The sequence below is a fragment of the Rhizobium sp. P2_G9 genome (assembly GCF_056403475.1).
In genome coordinates this window covers 72,315-87,109 of record NZ_JBFUFK010000025.1, presented here as the reverse complement: position 1 = coordinate 87,109, position 14,795 = coordinate 72,315, and the positions used below count along the sequence as shown (strand labels likewise).

The 14,795-nt window shown below is 61.9% G+C and carries 15 protein-coding genes; 12 read left to right on the top strand and 3 right to left on the bottom strand.

The genetic code is table 11. The features are described 5' to 3' along the window. Nucleotides 1–64: 64 nt before the first annotated feature. A complete protein-coding gene (locus tag AC1DYF_RS20975) occupies nt 65–1,888 on the bottom strand; it encodes a HAMP domain-containing methyl-accepting chemotaxis protein (protein WP_477878696.1) in 1,824 nt (607 codons plus the stop codon). A gap of 381 nt (nt 1,889–2,269) precedes the next feature. Between AC1DYF_RS20975 and AC1DYF_RS20970 the strand changes: the two genes are divergently transcribed. The 11 genes from AC1DYF_RS20970 to AC1DYF_RS20920 all read left to right on the top strand — a co-directional run bounded on the left by AC1DYF_RS20970 (nt 2,270) and on the right by AC1DYF_RS20920 (nt 11,748). Beyond that, nucleotides 2,270–3,109 (top strand): cyclase family protein, encoded by an 840-nt coding sequence (locus AC1DYF_RS20970; protein WP_477878695.1) that lies wholly within the window; start codon nt 2,270–2,272, stop codon nt 3,107–3,109. Nucleotides 3,110–3,212: 103 nt separating this feature from the next. Next, complete coding sequence (locus AC1DYF_RS20965) at nt 3,213–3,563, top strand: cupin domain-containing protein (RefSeq protein ID WP_477878694.1); 351 nt, start codon at nt 3,213–3,215, stop codon at nt 3,561–3,563. Beyond that, nucleotides 3,560–4,366 carry an SDR family NAD(P)-dependent oxidoreductase gene (locus AC1DYF_RS20960; RefSeq protein WP_477878693.1) on the top strand — a complete coding sequence of 269 codons (807 nt, stop codon included), beginning with the start codon at nt 3,560–3,562 and terminating at the stop codon, nt 4,364–4,366. The genes AC1DYF_RS20965 and AC1DYF_RS20960 overlap by 4 nt, the downstream gene beginning before the upstream one ends. Before the next feature lie 2 nt (nt 4,367–4,368). Further along, a complete protein-coding gene (locus tag AC1DYF_RS20955; RefSeq protein WP_477878714.1) occupies nt 4,369–5,280 on the top strand; it encodes a 3-hydroxyacyl-CoA dehydrogenase family protein in 912 nt (303 codons plus the stop codon). 53 nt (nt 5,281–5,333) lie between these two features. Beyond that, nucleotides 5,334–6,620 (top strand): ABC transporter substrate-binding protein, encoded by a 1,287-nt coding sequence (locus AC1DYF_RS20950; protein WP_477878692.1) that lies wholly within the window; start codon nt 5,334–5,336, stop codon nt 6,618–6,620. Nucleotides 6,621–6,668: 48 nt separating this feature from the next. After that, the gene (locus AC1DYF_RS20945; RefSeq protein ID WP_477878691.1) at nt 6,669–7,400 is read left to right on the top strand and encodes an ABC transporter ATP-binding protein; all 732 of its coding nucleotides are present in this window, start codon (nt 6,669–6,671) and stop codon (nt 7,398–7,400) included. Beyond that, nucleotides 7,393–8,097, top strand: a complete 705-nt coding sequence (locus AC1DYF_RS20940; protein ID WP_477878690.1) for an ABC transporter ATP-binding protein — start codon at nt 7,393–7,395, stop codon at nt 8,095–8,097. The genes AC1DYF_RS20945 and AC1DYF_RS20940 overlap by 8 nt, the downstream gene beginning before the upstream one ends. 2 nt (nt 8,098–8,099) lie before the next feature. Then, nucleotides 8,100–8,963 carry a branched-chain amino acid ABC transporter permease gene (locus AC1DYF_RS20935; protein WP_477878689.1) on the top strand — a complete coding sequence of 288 codons (864 nt, stop codon included), beginning with the start codon at nt 8,100–8,102 and terminating at the stop codon, nt 8,961–8,963. Next, nucleotides 8,963–9,976, top strand: a complete 1,014-nt coding sequence (locus AC1DYF_RS20930; protein WP_477878688.1) for a branched-chain amino acid ABC transporter permease — start codon at nt 8,963–8,965, stop codon at nt 9,974–9,976. Before AC1DYF_RS20935 ends, AC1DYF_RS20930 begins: the two co-directional genes overlap by 1 nt. Before the next feature lie 25 nt (nt 9,977–10,001). Next, nucleotides 10,002–10,940, top strand: coding sequence for a 3,5-dioxohexanoate:acetyl-CoA acetone transferase (gene kce, locus AC1DYF_RS20925; RefSeq protein WP_477878687.1), 939 nt, complete (start codon nt 10,002–10,004; stop codon nt 10,938–10,940). 43 nt (nt 10,941–10,983) lie between these two features. Next, nucleotides 10,984–11,748 (top strand): IclR family transcriptional regulator, encoded by a 765-nt coding sequence (locus AC1DYF_RS20920; RefSeq protein ID WP_477878686.1) that lies wholly within the window; start codon nt 10,984–10,986, stop codon nt 11,746–11,748. Nucleotides 11,749–11,809: 61 nt separating this feature from the next. Here AC1DYF_RS20920 and AC1DYF_RS20915 read toward each other — a convergent pair whose 3' ends face one another. Beyond that, entirely contained in the window at nt 11,810–13,255 is a 1,446-nt protein-coding gene (locus AC1DYF_RS20915; protein WP_477878685.1) for an MFS transporter, read from the bottom strand. A 67-nt stretch (nt 13,256–13,322) separates the two neighbouring features. On the opposite strand from AC1DYF_RS20915, the gene soxR reads away from it, so the two are divergent. After that, entirely contained in the window at nt 13,323–13,817 is a 495-nt protein-coding gene (soxR, locus tag AC1DYF_RS20910) for a redox-sensitive transcriptional activator SoxR (protein WP_477878713.1), read from the top strand. On the opposite strand, the gene AC1DYF_RS20905 is transcribed toward soxR, so the two are convergent. Beyond that, nucleotides 13,788–14,759: a quinone oxidoreductase family protein gene (locus tag AC1DYF_RS20905; protein ID WP_477878684.1), complete on the bottom strand. Its 972-nt coding sequence runs from the start codon at nt 14,757–14,759 to the stop codon at nt 13,788–13,790. The two genes, soxR and AC1DYF_RS20905, sit on opposite strands and share 30 nt — an antisense overlap. Nucleotides 14,760–14,795: the final 36 nt, after the last annotated feature.

Genomic DNA, 14,795 nt, shown 5'->3' with positions numbered 1-14,795 from the left:
GTCGTCCGAAAGCCTGGCCTGTGGTCATCACGACGACATTCGGTCCGTTGGACACCAGCCGAACTTATGCAGTCTTGCGGAATTGATGCGATTGCCGTCCTGTCGAACTCCCCACGTTGAACTCGGCGATCAGGTCGCGCAGTGTCGCGCTCTCGCTGGCCAGCGATGCGGAAGCGGCGCTCGCCTCCTCGACCATGGCGGCATTCTGCTGGGTCGTCTGATCGAGGCTGTTGATCGCCGTGTTTATCTCGGCCAGACCCACCGACTGCTCGCGGGCCGATGCGGCAATCGCATCGACGTGCTGGTTCATCGCCGTCACCAGTTCACCGATCTGCTTCAAGGCGCCGCCGGTTTTCGACACCAGGTCGACACCGGTTGCCACTTCGCCGCTCGATGTCTGGATCAGCGCCTTGATTTCCTTTGCCGCCTTGGCGGAGCGCTGCGCCAGTTCGCGCACCTCCTGGGCGACGACCGCGAAACCCTTGCCGGCCTCGCCGGCGCGTGCAGCCTCGACGCCGGCATTGAGCGCAAGCAGGTTGGTCTGGAACGCGATTTCGTCGATGACGCCGATAATGCTCGATATCTCGTTGGAGGATTGCTCGATCCGGCTCATGGCTTCGACCGCCTGGGTGACGATCTTGCCGGATGTCGCTGCGCTGGCATTGGCCTCAGCGGCGACCCTGCGCGCCTCCTCGGCGCGTTTGGACGATGAGGAGACATTGGCCGTGATCTCGTCGAGCGCCGCGGCCGTTTGCTCCAAGGCTGCCGCCTGCTGTTCGGTGCGTCTTGCAAGGTCGTTGGAGCTGTGGGCGATCTCGTTCGATCCGCTATCGATGCCGACCGTCGAGCCTGCCACTTTGCTGAGCGTCCGGCAGAGCTGCGCCACGGCGCTGTTGAAGTCGGTTCGGAGCGCCTCGAAATCAGGATCGAACGGCTCGCTGATCTGGATTGTGAGATCGCCATCGGCCAGTTTCTTCAGGCTTCCAGCCAGCCCGTTCGTCGCCTGGGCCATGGCTGCCGCCCGTGCCCGATCGACCTCCTCGCGCCGCCGCCGTTCGCCATCCGACAGGACACGGTTTGCCTCGATTTCCTGGTCGGCCTTGATCTTTGCCAATGCCGTCTGCCTGAAAACCTCGACCGCTCCGGCCATCGCGCCGATTTCGTCCGTCCGGTCCGCATAGGGGATGGAGGAAGACGTATCGCCCGCGGCGAGCCCCGTCATCGAGTGCGTGATCGCCTTGATCGGACGGGAGATTTGTGCGGCAATATAGGCAATCGCTCCAGCAACGATCGCCAGCACCAGGGCGATGAGCCCCCAGGTGCTCCAAAGGATCGTTGCATAAGTCTGCTTGCTGCTTTCATAGGAGGCGTCCGAGCCCTGGACGTTGATGTCCAGTAGTTCGCCTGCATCCTTTTCGGCGTCCTCGACGACAGGCTCCATATCCTTGTAGAAGATGATCTTGGCCGCATCGTTGTCGTTCTTGCGGGATTTCACCAGCATCGGCTCGGCCGCATTCTCATAATCGCTGGCGCGTTTTCCGATCTGGTCCAGCAAGTCCTTCTCGCGCGGCGATGATATCAGCGGCGTGTAGGCATCGATCGCTTGTCCAAGCTCCTGCTTTTTCGCGATCACCTGTTTTTCCGCCGCTGCGATCGCCTCATCGCTGATAGACATGATGTGATTTGCATAGGCGAACTTCATTTCCTGAAGTTTCAATTGCATGTTCCGAACCACGGAAACGCTCGGCAGCCAGTTTTTGGCGATGGCGGTGGTATCCCCATTCACCTGTCGCACGCTACCGAGCGAGAAAAATGCGAAAGCGAGAAAAATGAATGCGAACGTCAGATTGATGACGACCAGGGAGGTTCGGACGGTAGGCCTGCGCATAGATCTCACTCCTTCGGAACGAGTCAGCCGAAATCGCCACTTGGCGTTTGGTAAGCATTTTATGAATTTTAGCATTGGCTGTTTAACCAAACGTCAACCCGCATTTGGTGTGCCGGCGCTTTAGGCTCGCACTCAAAAGGAGTTTCAGCGTCCGTGCGGCGCCCCCCTTCCGCTGACATCTCCACACTTTCCGCCCGTCACGCCGCATCGCGGGCTGCAAAAGAAATCCACATCGCGATGCATGCATATCGGCCAACGATACATATTGACTGCAATGCGGTGCGGGTGTATCGAAATTATCAGCAGATCGCTCGGGAGCAGCTTTCGCCAGATTTGAAGCATGGGACGCGGCGCGTGGTGTTGCCGCGAAGGAGGAGATGCATGACTATCACCGTCCGCGGGATCGAATTCCAGGATAATCTCAACAACCCGATGGGTATCGAGTTCTACAATCTCTCGCACCGCTTCGGCTTCCAGAACCCTAACTGGCCCTATTTCCAGGACACGCATATCGAGCGCATCCACTACATGGCCAAATCCGGCGTGCTGTCGCAGCGCATAACGACAACCATGCATGCGACGACGCATATCGATGCCCCCGCACACGTGGTGCAGGGAACGCCGTTCATTGACGAAGTGCCGCTCCCGCATTTCTTCGGTTCCGGCATCGTTGTGTCACTACCGAAGAAGAAGTGGGAGCCGATCACCGGCGAAGACCTGGAAAAGGCGTGTGGTCATGCGATCCGCAAGGGCGACGTGCTGATCGTCAACACCGGCTGGCACAAGCAGTACGAAGACGGCGACTATTTCGCCTATTGCCCCGGCTTCGTGCCGTCGGCGGGCGAATGGATGGTTGAAAAGGGCGTCAAGGTCGTCGGCCACGACACCCAGGCCAATGACCATCCGCTGGCAACAGCGATCGGCCCGCAGCGAAACGGCCCATTGCTGCCGCATCTCAAGCAAGAATACTTCGAATGGTCCGGCGGCCGCGACTGGAAGGACGACTTCCCAGCATGGGAACCCGTTCACAATATCCTGTTCAAGAACGGCATTCTGGGTATCGAAAATGTCGGCGGCGACCTCGATGCGGTCACGGGCAAGCGCTGCACCTTTGCATTCTTCCCATGGAACTGGGACCGCGGTGATGGGTGCATCATTCGCCTCGTCGCGATGATCGACAAGGGCCAGAACTATCGCATCGAAAAGGGCGACACTTTCTGAGGACGACCTCAGCGCGGCGGGCCGCATCGATGCAGTGCCGGGGGTGAGGAGTTCCCGGCGCTCCAAGCGCTTCCTCACGGAGGCGCGGAAATCTGGAGGGATCATGTTCACAAAGCGTTTTAGCGAGGCAAAGCCTTACGACGCGCCCAATCACCGAGGCGTCGTCGGCCTGCGGCTGCAGGGCTTCGAGGAAGACGGCCCGAAGAACCAGTGGGTGGGCCTGTCGCAGTTCCTGCCGGGTGGCGGGGCGGGCCCCGATTCCACGCCGTTCGAAAAGGTCTACGTGGTGCTGGATGGCGAAATGACTGTGATCGTCGACGGCAAGGAGACGGTGCTCAGGGCGCTCGACAGCTGTACGATCCCGCCTGGCGAAGTCCGCGAGATCGTCAACCGGACCAATCATGTCTCAAAAATGCTGGTCGTCATCCCCTACCCGCCGGGAGCAAAATCATGAGCAACGAGGTATTCCTCAAGAACCCAGCCGCGCTGTTCGACATCAGCGGCAAGGTGGCGATCGTGACCGGGGCCTCCGGCGCATTCGGCGCTCTGGCGTCCAAAATTCTCGCCGGCGCGGGGGCGAAGGTCGCTCTGGTGGCGGGCAATGCCGATGCTCTCGCGGAGACCGCCGATGCCTGCCAGGCGCTGGGCGGCGAAATGCTGAGCATCAATCGCAGGCCGAGCGACGAAGCCGCCTGCGACAGTATCGTCGCCGACACCGTCGAGCGCTTCGGACGGATCGATATCCTGGTCGTCGCGTCGGGCAAGAACGACGTATCGAAGATCGTCGACATGGCCCCGTCACGCTTCCTCGACGTGATGGACGCCAATGTCACGCAGTCCTGGCTGATGGCACGGGCGGCGGGCAAGCGGATGCTCGAACAGGGCGAAGGCGGCAAGGTCGTGCTGATGTCGTCGGCGCGCGGGCTGCTCGGCCATCCGGCAGGATACACCGCCTATTGCGCATCGAAATCGGCCGTGGACGGCATCACCAAGGCTCTCGGCTGCGAATGGGGCGCGAGTGGAATTACGGTGAATGCCATCGCGCCGACCGTGTTCCGCTCACCGCTGACGGCCTGGATGTTCGAGGACACTGAGCGCGCAAACGAAGTCCGCAAGGGCTTTCTCGCCCGCGTTCCCAAGGGCCGGCTTGGCGAGCCGGATGATCTGGCAGGTCCACTGCTCTTCCTGTCATCCAGGGCGTCGGATTTCTACACCGGACACATCCTTTACGCCGATGGCGGCTATACGGCGGGTTGACGATGGGCGATACAAAGCAGCGGATTGCAGTGATCGGAGCCGGCCTCATGGGCCACGGCATCGCGCAGGTTTTCGCAGTTGCTGGGCACGCGGTCCGGGTCTATGACCGCGAGCCCGCCGCGCTGGCCTCCCTTCAGGCGAGGATCGCCAAAAACCTCAGCGATCTCGGCCTTCCCCCGGGTGCGGAAAAGCACGTGACCGGGTTCGTTACGATCGGCGAAGCTGTGTTCGAAGCCGACTTCGTCGTCGAGGCCGCGCCTGAGAAGCTGGAGCTAAAGCGGGCGATCTTTGCCGAACTTGTGGTCCGAGCACCGCGCCACGCCATTCTGGCATCGAACACCTCCGTCATCCCGATCACCGAAATCGCGGGAGAGCTTGACACGGCGGACAGGATACTCGGCACCCACTGGTGGAATCCGCCATTCCTGGTGCCGCTTGTCGAGGTGGTCGGGACCGCCAAAACTGATGCCGAAGTGATCCGCGAAACTATCGCTTTGCTCGAAGGCGTGGGCAAGACGGCGGTGCACATTAAGAAGGATGTCGCCGGGTTCGTCGGCAACCGCCTGCAACATGCTCTCTGGCGGGAAGCGATTGCCATCATCGCCGAGGGAATAGCCGATGCGCGCACGGTCGACACCGTGGTGAAGGCGAGCTTCGGCCGTCGCCTCGCCGTGCTCGGACCGATCGAGAACGCCGACCTCGTCGGCACCGACCTGACGCTCGACATCCACAACGTCGTCCTCAAGCATCTCAACCGCGACTCTGCCCCGTCTCCCTACTTGAAACGGCTGGTGGATAACGGAAAGTTGGGCATGAAATCGGGAGAAGGCTTTCGAACCTGGACCAAGGACGAGGCCGACAAGCTGAGGGCCGACGTCTACACCTATCTGAAGAATTTCACGCCGCCTGCCTGAGTTGGAGGACAAGGGCGCGCGGCGACAACCGAGTGAAAATCTGGGAGGAATGCATGCAAGCAAATCTCACACTGAATGGAAAGATCAATCGTCGGACAGTGCTCAAGGGCACGGCGGCGATGCTCGCGGCACCCGCGATCCTGCATTTCACACAGGCCTATGCGGACAATCCGGTGATCAAGGTCGGTCATGTCAGCCCTGTCACCGGGCCGTTGGCAGGCTTCGCGGAAGCCAATGACTACGTGCTGGCTGGCGTGAAGAAGGCGCTCTCGGGGATCGAGAACAACGGCAAATCCTGGACGGTCGAGGTGATCTCCAAGGACAGCCAATCGAACCCGAACCGAGCCGCCGAGGTGGCCGCCGACCTGATCCTGAAGGACGAGGTCAACATCATCGTCGCAGCCTCGACGCCGGACACGGTCAATCCGGTTTCCGATCAGGCCGAGGCCAATGGAACGCCCTGCATCACCACCGACTGCCCATGGCAGCCCTATTTTTTCGGCCGCAACGGCAATCCGGCGGAAGGTTTCGAGAACACCTATCATTTCTTCTGGGGCCTCGAGGACGTCATCGGCGCCTTCCTCTCGCTCTGGGATCATCCCGGCGTGGGTAAGAGTGTCGGCGGCCTGTTCCCGAACGATGCGGATGGCAATGCTTGGAGCGACAAGGAGCGCGGCTTCCCCAAGCCGCTGACGGCTGCGGGTTATGAACTCACCGATCCGGGCCGCTACCAGCCGATGAACGACGACTTCACCTCGCAGATTTCGGCGTTCAAGTCGGCAGGCGCGGAGATCGTCACGGGCAACATGATCCCTCCCGACTTCGCCACCTTCTGGAGCCAGGCGGGCCAGCAAGGCCTGAAGCCGAAGATCGTCACCATCGGCAAGGCGCTGCTTTTCCCATCGGCCATCGCGTCGCTGGGCGCAAGAGGCATCGGCCTGTCGTCGGAAATCTGGTGGTCGCCGAACCATCCGTTCTCGTCCAGCCTGACGGGCGAAAGCTCGAAAGCGCTGGCGGAAGGCTATGTCGCGGCGACCTCGCGGCCATGGACGCAGCCCATCGGCTTCAAGCACGCCCTCTTCGAAGTCGTCGCCGACGTCGTCAAGCGGTGCTCGGATCTCAGCGATGCAGCCGCAATCGTCGCGGCGATAAAATCGACCAATCTCAAGACCATTGTCGGTCCCGTTGACTGGTCCAAAGGGCCGGTCAAAAACGTCACCAAGACGCCCCTGGTTGCGGGCCAATGGCAGAAGGTCGGCGGCAAGGCCGCGCTTGTGATCACCACAAACAAGACAGCGCCGGAAATCCCGGTCGGCGGCGAACTGCAACTGCTAAGCTGATTGCCCGCCGTCCCGTGAGGGGCGGTGAACTCCACCGGAGCCTGAAACGTGCCAATTGTCGAAATGGATTCCGTCTGCAAGCGTTATGGCCAGCTTCAGGTCACCGACCACCTGTCGCTGTCGCTCGAAGCTGGCGAAGCGCTCGGCATTATCGGTCCCAACGGCGCGGGCAAGACCACGATCTTCGGGCTGATCTCCGGCACGGTCGCGCCGGATTCAGGCCGGATCGTCTTTGACGGGCGGGATGTCTCGCGGCTTCCGGCGCGGACCCGCTGCCATCTCGGCATCGGCCGCTCGTTTCAGATTCCGCACCCCTTCGTCGGCATGACGACCTACGAAAACGTGCTGATCGGCGCCGCCTTCGGGCGGCAGCGCTCTGAACGCGACAGCGCGGCGAAGACGGTCGAAATCCTCGAACTGACGGGATTGAAGCGCAAGGCGAACGTGCTCGCGGGCACGCTCACACTTCTCGAACGCAAGCGCCTGGAGATGGCCCGCGCTTTGGCCAGCGATCCGAAGCTCCTGCTGCTCGACGAGATCGCCGGCGGCCTGACGGAACCGGAATGCAAGGAACTCGTCGTGGCAATCCGGGGGGTCCGGGCTCAGGGCGTGTCGATAATCTGGATCGAGCACGTCGTGCATGCGCTCACGGCGATCGTCGACCGGATCGCCGTCATTGATTTCGGCAGAAAGATAGCCGAAGGCGAGCCGCAAACCGTGATGGCGAGCAAGGTGGTCGCGGAAATCTATATGGGCATGGAAGGTGAAGCGCATGCCTGAGCCCATCCTGTCCCTCCGCAACCTCAAGGCAGCTTACGGCGACTTCCAGGCCCTTTTCGGCGTGAACCTCGACGTATTCCAGGGCGAGGTGGTTTCGCTGATCGGCGCGAACGGTGCGGGCAAATCCACCTTGATCCGCTCGATCATGGGCCTCGTTCCCTCGGCGCGCGACATGGTCCACTTCAAGGGCGAGGCGATCGGCGGGATGCGGCCCGACCGGGTCGCGCGCCGCGGCATCGCGCTGGTTCCCGAAGGCCGACGGCTCTTCAGATCGCTGACGGTGGAAGAAAACCTTGTGATCGGCGGGGAGCGCGGCCGGCCCGGACCCTGGATACTCGATACTGTCTATGACCTCTTCCCCGTACTGAAGGAAAAGCGGAAGAATGCGGGAACCGCGCTGTCGGGCGGTCAGCAACAGATGGTCGCCATCGGGCGCGCGCTGATGGCCAATCCGGAACTGATCCTGTTCGATGAGATATCGCTCGGCCTGGCCCCGGTCATCATCAATGACATCTACGCGGCCTTTCCCTCGATCACCGGCACAGGCGTATCCGTCATCCTGGTCGAGCAGGACGTCAGCCGGGCGCTCGCCTTTGCCCACCGCTTCGTCTGCATGCAGGAGGGCAAGGTTTCGCTCGCCGGCGAACCGAAGATATTTTCGCGCGCGGAAATCACCGGCGCATATTTTGGAACCTAGCCATGGATTGGATCAACGCGCTCCTGCAAGGGATCATGCTCGGCGGCCTCTACGCGCTCTTCGCGGCCGGTCTGTCGCTGATCTTCGGGGTCATGCGGCTCGTCAATATCGCGCATGGCGACCTGATTGTGCTCGCGGCCTATATCGCCATGGTCGTTGTCAATCTGACAGGACTGCATCCGCTGCTATCGGCGGTTCTTGTCGTGCCGCTGATGGCCGTCATCGGCTATGCGATGCAGCGGTTTCTGCTTAACCCGACGATCGGCAAGGACCTGCTTTCTCCCCTGCTCGTCACGTTTGGCATATCGGTCATCATCCAGAACGGCCTGCTTACCGGTTTCACCGCCGACAGCCGCCGGCTGGCTGCCGGACCGATCGAAACCGCCAGCATAGCCCTCCTGACGGGATTGAATGTTGGCGTCCTGCCGCTGCTCATGTTTGCGGTTTCCGTCGCACTGATCTTTGGGCTCGAATGGCTGTTCTTCAAGACGAAGCTCGGCCGCGCCTTCAGGGCGACATCCGACGACGCGGAGATGGCTCAGGTCATGGCGCTCGACCGCGGCCATGTGTTCGGGATGGCCATGGCGCTGTCGGCCGCGGTCGTCGCCATTGCCGGCATTTTCCTTGCGATCCGCACCAATTTCGATCCGGCCTCCGGCCCGACACGGCTGATCTTCGGCTTCGAATCCGTCATCATCGGCGGCCTCGGCAATCTCTGGGGCACGCTCGCGGGCGGCGTGGTGCTCGGCGTCGCCCAGGCGATCGGCGCGCAGATTTCGCCCGGCTGGCAGATCCTCGCTGGGCACCTTGTCTTCTTCGTGGTTCTGGCGGTCAGGCCGCGCGGTCTCTTCCCGAGGATGGATTGATGGCCCAGGCTTTCGAAATACGCCGCTCAACACCATCGAGCCGCTTCGGCACTGCATTGTTTGTCATCATCCTCGTGGCGTTGATAGCGGCACCGTGGTGGGCCGGACGAGCCAATGTCCGGCTGCTGGGCGAGGTCTATTCCTTCATGGCGCTGGCATGCCTGTGGAACCTGCTGGCAGGCTTCACCGGTCTGGTATCGGTGGGTCAGCAGGCATGGGTGGGATTTGGCGGCTACATGCTGTTCGCTCTTGCGATGTTCCTGGGTATCCATCCTCTCCTCGCCATCGTGATCGCCGGCGCGGTTGCCGCAGTTCTGGCACTGCCGATCGCTCCCCTGCTTTTCCGGCTTCAAGGGGCATATTTCGCCATCGGAACTTGGGTGTTGGCGGAAGTCTTCCGTCTCTCCTTCGCACAGGTCTCTGCGCTTGGCGGCGGGTCGGGGTCGAGCCTTCCGACGTCGGTGATCACGCATGTGGCCAAAAACCGCGAACTGCGCGAGATGATGATTTACTGGACCGGCCTGGCCCTCGTCGCCGGAACCCTGATTTTCGTGGTGCTGCTCCTACGATCCAAAACGGGCCTGGCGCTGACGGCGCTCCGCGACAGCGAGGTCGCCTCCGACAGTCTCGGCATCAGCGGAGGCAGGACGAAATTGGCCGTTTACGTCTGCGTCTCCGCCGTGACGTCGATGATCGGCGCCTTCATCTTCCTGCAAAAACTCCGCATCTCGCCGGACGCCGCCTTCAGCGTCAACGACTGGACGGCCTATGTGATATTCATCGCCGTGATCGGAGGAATCGGCACGATCGAGGGGCCGATCATCGGCACCGTGCTGTTCTTCCTGCTGCGCGAGACGCTCGCCGATCTGGGCACGACCTACCTGCTGGTTCTCGGTGCGGTGGCGATCGCCATCATGCTCAAGGCCCCACGCGGCATCTGGGGCATGTTCACGGAAAAGACCGGGATCACGCTGGTGCCGATCCGCCGCCATGTCGTCTACGGCGCCGACTGACATCCGAATACGAAAGGAACAACTCATGGCCGACCTCTCCAAGAAAGTGATCATCACCTGCGCGGTGACCGGAGGTATCCATACGCCGACAATGTCGGACGCGCTGCCATTCACGCCCGAGGATATTGCGCGCCAGTCGATCGAGGCGGCGGAGGCCGGCGCGTCGATCTTGCATCTGCATGCGCGCAATCCCGACGATGGCCGGCCGACGCCCGATCCCGCGGTCTTCATGCAATTCCTGCCGCGCATCAAGCAGGCGACCGACGCGGTCATCAACGTGACCACAGGCGGCGGTCTCAACATGACGGTCGAACAGCGTCTCGCCGCGCCTTTGGTCGCCAAGCCGGAAATGTGCTCGCTCAATATGGGATCGATGAATTTCGGTATCTATCCGCTGGCGGATCGCTATTCGTCCTGGAAATACGACTGGGAAGAAGCCTATCTCCGCGGCACGGACGACTTCATCTTCCGCAACACATTCAGGGACATCGAGCGAATCCTCAAACTGCTTGGCGAGGAACACGGCACCAAGTTCGAGCATGAATGCTATGACGTCGGCCATCTCTACAACCTGGCGCATTTCGTCGATCGCAAGCTCGTCAAACCACCCTTTTTCGTACAGATGATCTTCGGTATTCTCGGCGGCATCGGTCCTGACATGGACAATCTGATGTTCATGAAGCGGACCGCGGATCGGCTGTTCGGTTCGGACTACAAATGGTCGGTGYTCGCCGCGGGGCGTTTCCAGATGCCGTTCGCCACGCAGAGCGCCATGCTCGGCGGCTCCGTTCGCGTCGGTCTCGAAGACTCGCTCTATATCGGCCGCGGCAAGCTCGCGGCGTCCAATGCCGAGCAGGTCGCCAAAGTGAGACGCATTCTCGAAGAACTCGGGCATGAAATTGCAACGCCCGCCGAAGCCCGGCAGCTTCTTGGTCTCAAGGGCGGCGATCTGGTAGGCTTCTGATTTCGCCCAGCAAATGTTAGAGGCCGTCGATTGGAAAGACGTGATGGATACGAACGAAAAAGACGCTGACAGCCGCTCGGGCATCCAGGTGATTGCACGTGCTGCCGCCATCCTGAGGGCGCTGAAGAACGAGAACGACGGCCTGAGCCTTGGCCAGATCGCCGAACGCGTCGACCTGCCGCGATCGACCGTGCAACGCATTGTCGGAGCGCTGCAGTCGGAGCAGTTCGTCATCACCGCAAGTCCCGACCGGGGCATCCGGCTCGGGCCTCAGCTTGCAGCCTTGGCCGACGCCGCCAAGATCGACATGGCGGAAAAACTCCGACCCTTTCTGGTCGATCTCGGCAAGCGCACCAAGGAGACCGTGGATCTTGCGGTATTGCGCGGCAAGCGGCTTGTCTTCCTTGATCAGATAGCGGGCACCCACCGTCTGCGCACCGTCTCCCAGGTGGGCGAGACCTTTCCATTGACCGACACCGCCAACGGAAAAGCCTGCCTGGCCAAGATGGCCGAGAAGCAGTTGCGTGCCATCCTGGACAACGAAAGCGTCACGAAGGAAGCCGAGGTCACGTTGCTGCGGGAACTGGAAGATGTCCGTGACAGCGGAGTTGCGTTCGACCGTGACGAGCACACGGACGGCATCTCTGCCGTTGGTGCTGCCTTCTTCGATCGCCAGGGCGACCTCTATGCCGTCTCGCTGCCGACGCCGAGTTCAAGGTTCCGGCTCGAGGAGACACGGCTTGCCGAGAACCTGCTGCAAACCATGAAGCAGATCGCGCGGCTCGAACTGACTGACAATGGCCGCTGAGCAGCTACCTTGCCGGTCTCGGTCGGCCTTACGGCAGAGCCATCATCCTCTGTGCGATGACTTATCGGTCTCGGCGGCTTTCCCCGCTCATGGAACGGCGCGTCAAAGCGGCCAGCGCAATCAGCGCAAGCGCCCCGAACGGCAGGCCGCCCAGAAATATCGAGCGCGCGACACGTATCGCCTCCTCCGGCACGGCAAGCGACTGCATGCCGGCGGCATTGGCCACGCATCCGAGATAGGCGGAGCCCAGCGCATAGCCGAGGCGCATCATGGTGGGCACGGCGCCCGAAATGCGCTTGGCCTCGGCGGGCGCTGCACGCGATGTGGTGAAGCGCAGGAGGAAGGTCCAGGCCATGCCGAGACCGCCGCCTTCCATCAGGGCGAAGACAGCATTGAGCCAAGCGGGGCCATTGGGGACGGCATAGAGAAAGCCCAGGATGCTGGCGACCGTCATGGCGATACCGCAGGCAATCAGCACTCGGTCGCGCCGCTCCGGCGATCCGCTGACCAGGACCGCCATGATCGTCCAGCCGATCGACGAGCAGGCCAGAATATAACCCGCTTCCATGGGGGAGATGCCGTGGATGCGGATCAGCAGCAGCGGGCCAAAGGCTGTGATCGCCGTCGTCGCAATCGATATTGCCAGGATCAGCAACAGAGCTGCACCCGGAGTGCTGCGGGGATCGAGTGTCCGCATTGGAAACAGCCTTCTCTCCCCCGTGCGTCCGTCAAGCCAGAAGAACAACCCCAGTGCTATCAGGCCTGCACAGGCCACCGCCGCGGTGCGAAGAAAGCCGGTTTCGATGCTGCCCAGCGATATAAGCACGACTGCCAGGCAGAGAAGCGCCAGACGGCCAAGCGGCAGGCTCGGCACCGCATCGACATCAGACACTTTTTCGGTACCTGGCCTGAGCGCGATCCAGCCCGCCAGGGCAAAAGCCTGCAAGGCAAAGAAGCCGAATCCCCAGCGCCATGTCGCATATTCCACGAACACCCCGCCCACGAGCGGCCCGAGGAAGGCCGAGAGACCCCAGAGCATCGACACGGTTGCCATGGCGCGCGCCGTGTAGCGGCGGGCAAACAGAGAATTGACGGCAATGAACGACATCGCCACCAAGCCGCCACCGCCCAGCCCTTGTAGCGCCCGGCCCACCAGGATCAGCGGCATGTCGGGGCTGAAGGCGCTGGCGAGACAGCCGCAGCCGAACAGCAGCGCCGCAGCGCTCATCGGCCGTCTCAGCCCCAGCCGCATGGTCAGCAAGGCGCTCGCAGCACCGGCAACGATCGAGCCGATTTCATAGAGCGACACGGACCAGCCGATGAAGGCGCTGCCGCCGATATCGTCGACGATGACGGGCAGCATCGTCGCCATGATCATGCTGTCTGCCGCATGCAGCCAGACGGCAAGACAGACCAAAGCCAGCGGCCCCAGATGCGAACCGATCAAGAATTCCCGCCACGGCACGAAGGCGCCCGCCATCCTCCCGCTCTCCACTCCATCCGTCATGCCTTGCTCCTTCTGAGAGCACAGTGCTACAACCTCAACATTGGTTGAGGTCAAGAGGCAAATTCAAATGGCGAAAAGCGTTCTGTCGGTCGGAGAGGTTGCCCGGCGCAGTGGCCTGCCGGTCTCGACGCTGCATTTCTACGAGCGCAAGGGGCTGATTGCGGCGGAAAGAACCAGCGGCAACCACCGGCTCTATCGCCGCGAGGTGCTGCGTCGCGTGGCCGTGATCAAGGTAGCGCAGAGTGTCGGCATTCCGCTGGCTGAAATCGCCGCCGCGCTGTCGCATCTGCCGACGGAGTCGATGCCCGACACCGAGGATTGGGCTCGCATATCAGAGGCTTGGCACAACGATCTCACACGCAGAATCAATCTGTTGACCGCATTGCGTGACAAGATGGCGCTGTGCATCGGCTGCGGCTGCCTGAGTGTCAACCGCTGCCCGCTGGTCAATCCAGATGACCGGCTGGCCCTGGAAGGTGCCGGCGCCCGGATGCTCGTCGACGGTGAGAGTTTGGATGAACAGGCATCCGCGCTAAGGGATCAGCAGAATACTGCCGGCTGATCGTCCCGCCTCAATGTCCTCATGCGCCTTCGCAACGTCTGCCAGGCTGTATTCGTCGCTGATCTCGGAAACGATGCCCGTCTCCATGGCGCGGATTGCCGCATGGGCGGCCTCGCGATAGCGCCCGATGTCGGCGCACCATGCCATGATGCTGGGTTGCGAGAGCGACTTGCCCGGCCGGAGCTCCTCGACCGGGACGGGCGGGATCGGGCCGGCAGCCTGGCCGATCGTGACCGCCATGCCGAAAGGCCGGACCGAACGGATGCTTTTGATCAGCATGTCGCCGCCAATTCCGTCATAGGCGACATCGACGCCGATCCCGCCTGTCATTTGCTTGACGTCCGCGACGATATCGGCTCCTCGTCCAACAATCAGATGGTCTGCTCCATAGGATTGGGCAAGTGCCGCCTTTTCAGCTGTGCTGACAGTGCCGATGATGGTGGCGTTAAGCGACCTGGCCCAGCGAACGAGAATGCTGCCAAGCCCACCCGCAGCCGCGTGGATCAACACAGTGCTTCCGTCACCAAGCTCATAGGTCTTCTTCAGCAGCATATAAGCGGTCATGCCCTTGAGCAGCGAACTCGCGGCTGTCTTGGCAGAAACCGTATCGGGGAGCCGCACCACCCTCTCCGCCGCAATGTTCCTCGTCGAGCAATAGGCGCCGACAGGCGGTCCCGCATAGGCGACGCGGTCGCCCGGCTTGAAGTCGGCGATATCAGGACCGACGGCTTCCACCACACCCGCGGCCTCGGCGCCGATCACGGCGGGATAGGATGGCAGCACGTAGACGCCCTTGCGGTGATAAACATCGAGGAAGTTCGTGCCGATGGCCTGATGACGGATCTTGATCTCGCCCTCGCCGGGAGGGCTCGTCTGTTGATCCTCAATCCGAAACTGGCTGATGTCGCCGGGTGCGTTCAGCAATACGATTTGGTCGGTCATCCCTGATCTCCTTTTCGCACGCAGATTATTCCCTGG

What these genes read in the sequence shown, in the direction of transcription:
- AC1DYF_RS20905 (WP_477878684.1), bottom strand. Translation starts at nt 14,759, where the DNA reads ATGACCGACCAAATCGTATTGCTGAACGCACCCGGCGACATCAGCCAG.
- AC1DYF_RS20960 (WP_477878693.1), top strand. Translation starts at nt 3,560, where the DNA reads ATGAGCAACGAGGTATTCCTCAAGAACCCAGCCGCGCTGTTCGACATC.
- AC1DYF_RS20950 (WP_477878692.1), top strand. Translation starts at nt 5,334, where the DNA reads ATGCAAGCAAATCTCACACTGAATGGAAAGATCAATCGTCGGACAGTG.
- AC1DYF_RS20955 (WP_477878714.1), top strand. Translation starts at nt 4,369, where the DNA reads ATGGGCGATACAAAGCAGCGGATTGCAGTGATCGGAGCCGGCCTCATG.
- AC1DYF_RS20920 (WP_477878686.1), top strand. Translation starts at nt 10,984, where the DNA reads ATGGATACGAACGAAAAAGACGCTGACAGCCGCTCGGGCATCCAGGTG.
- AC1DYF_RS20935 (WP_477878689.1), top strand. Translation starts at nt 8,100, where the DNA reads ATGGATTGGATCAACGCGCTCCTGCAAGGGATCATGCTCGGCGGCCTC.
- AC1DYF_RS20940 (WP_477878690.1), top strand. Translation starts at nt 7,393, where the DNA reads ATGCCTGAGCCCATCCTGTCCCTCCGCAACCTCAAGGCAGCTTACGGC.
- AC1DYF_RS20930 (WP_477878688.1), top strand. Translation starts at nt 8,963, where the DNA reads ATGGCCCAGGCTTTCGAAATACGCCGCTCAACACCATCGAGCCGCTTC.
- AC1DYF_RS20965 (WP_477878694.1), top strand. Translation starts at nt 3,213, where the DNA reads ATGTTCACAAAGCGTTTTAGCGAGGCAAAGCCTTACGACGCGCCCAAT.
- AC1DYF_RS20970 (WP_477878695.1), top strand. Translation starts at nt 2,270, where the DNA reads ATGACTATCACCGTCCGCGGGATCGAATTCCAGGATAATCTCAACAAC.
- AC1DYF_RS20975 (WP_477878696.1), bottom strand. Translation starts at nt 1,888, where the DNA reads ATGCGCAGGCCTACCGTCCGAACCTCCCTGGTCGTCATCAATCTGACG.
- soxR (WP_477878713.1), top strand. Translation starts at nt 13,323, where the DNA reads ATGGCGAAAAGCGTTCTGTCGGTCGGAGAGGTTGCCCGGCGCAGTGGC.
- AC1DYF_RS20915 (WP_477878685.1), bottom strand. Translation starts at nt 13,255, where the DNA reads ATGACGGATGGAGTGGAGAGCGGGAGGATGGCGGGCGCCTTCGTGCCG.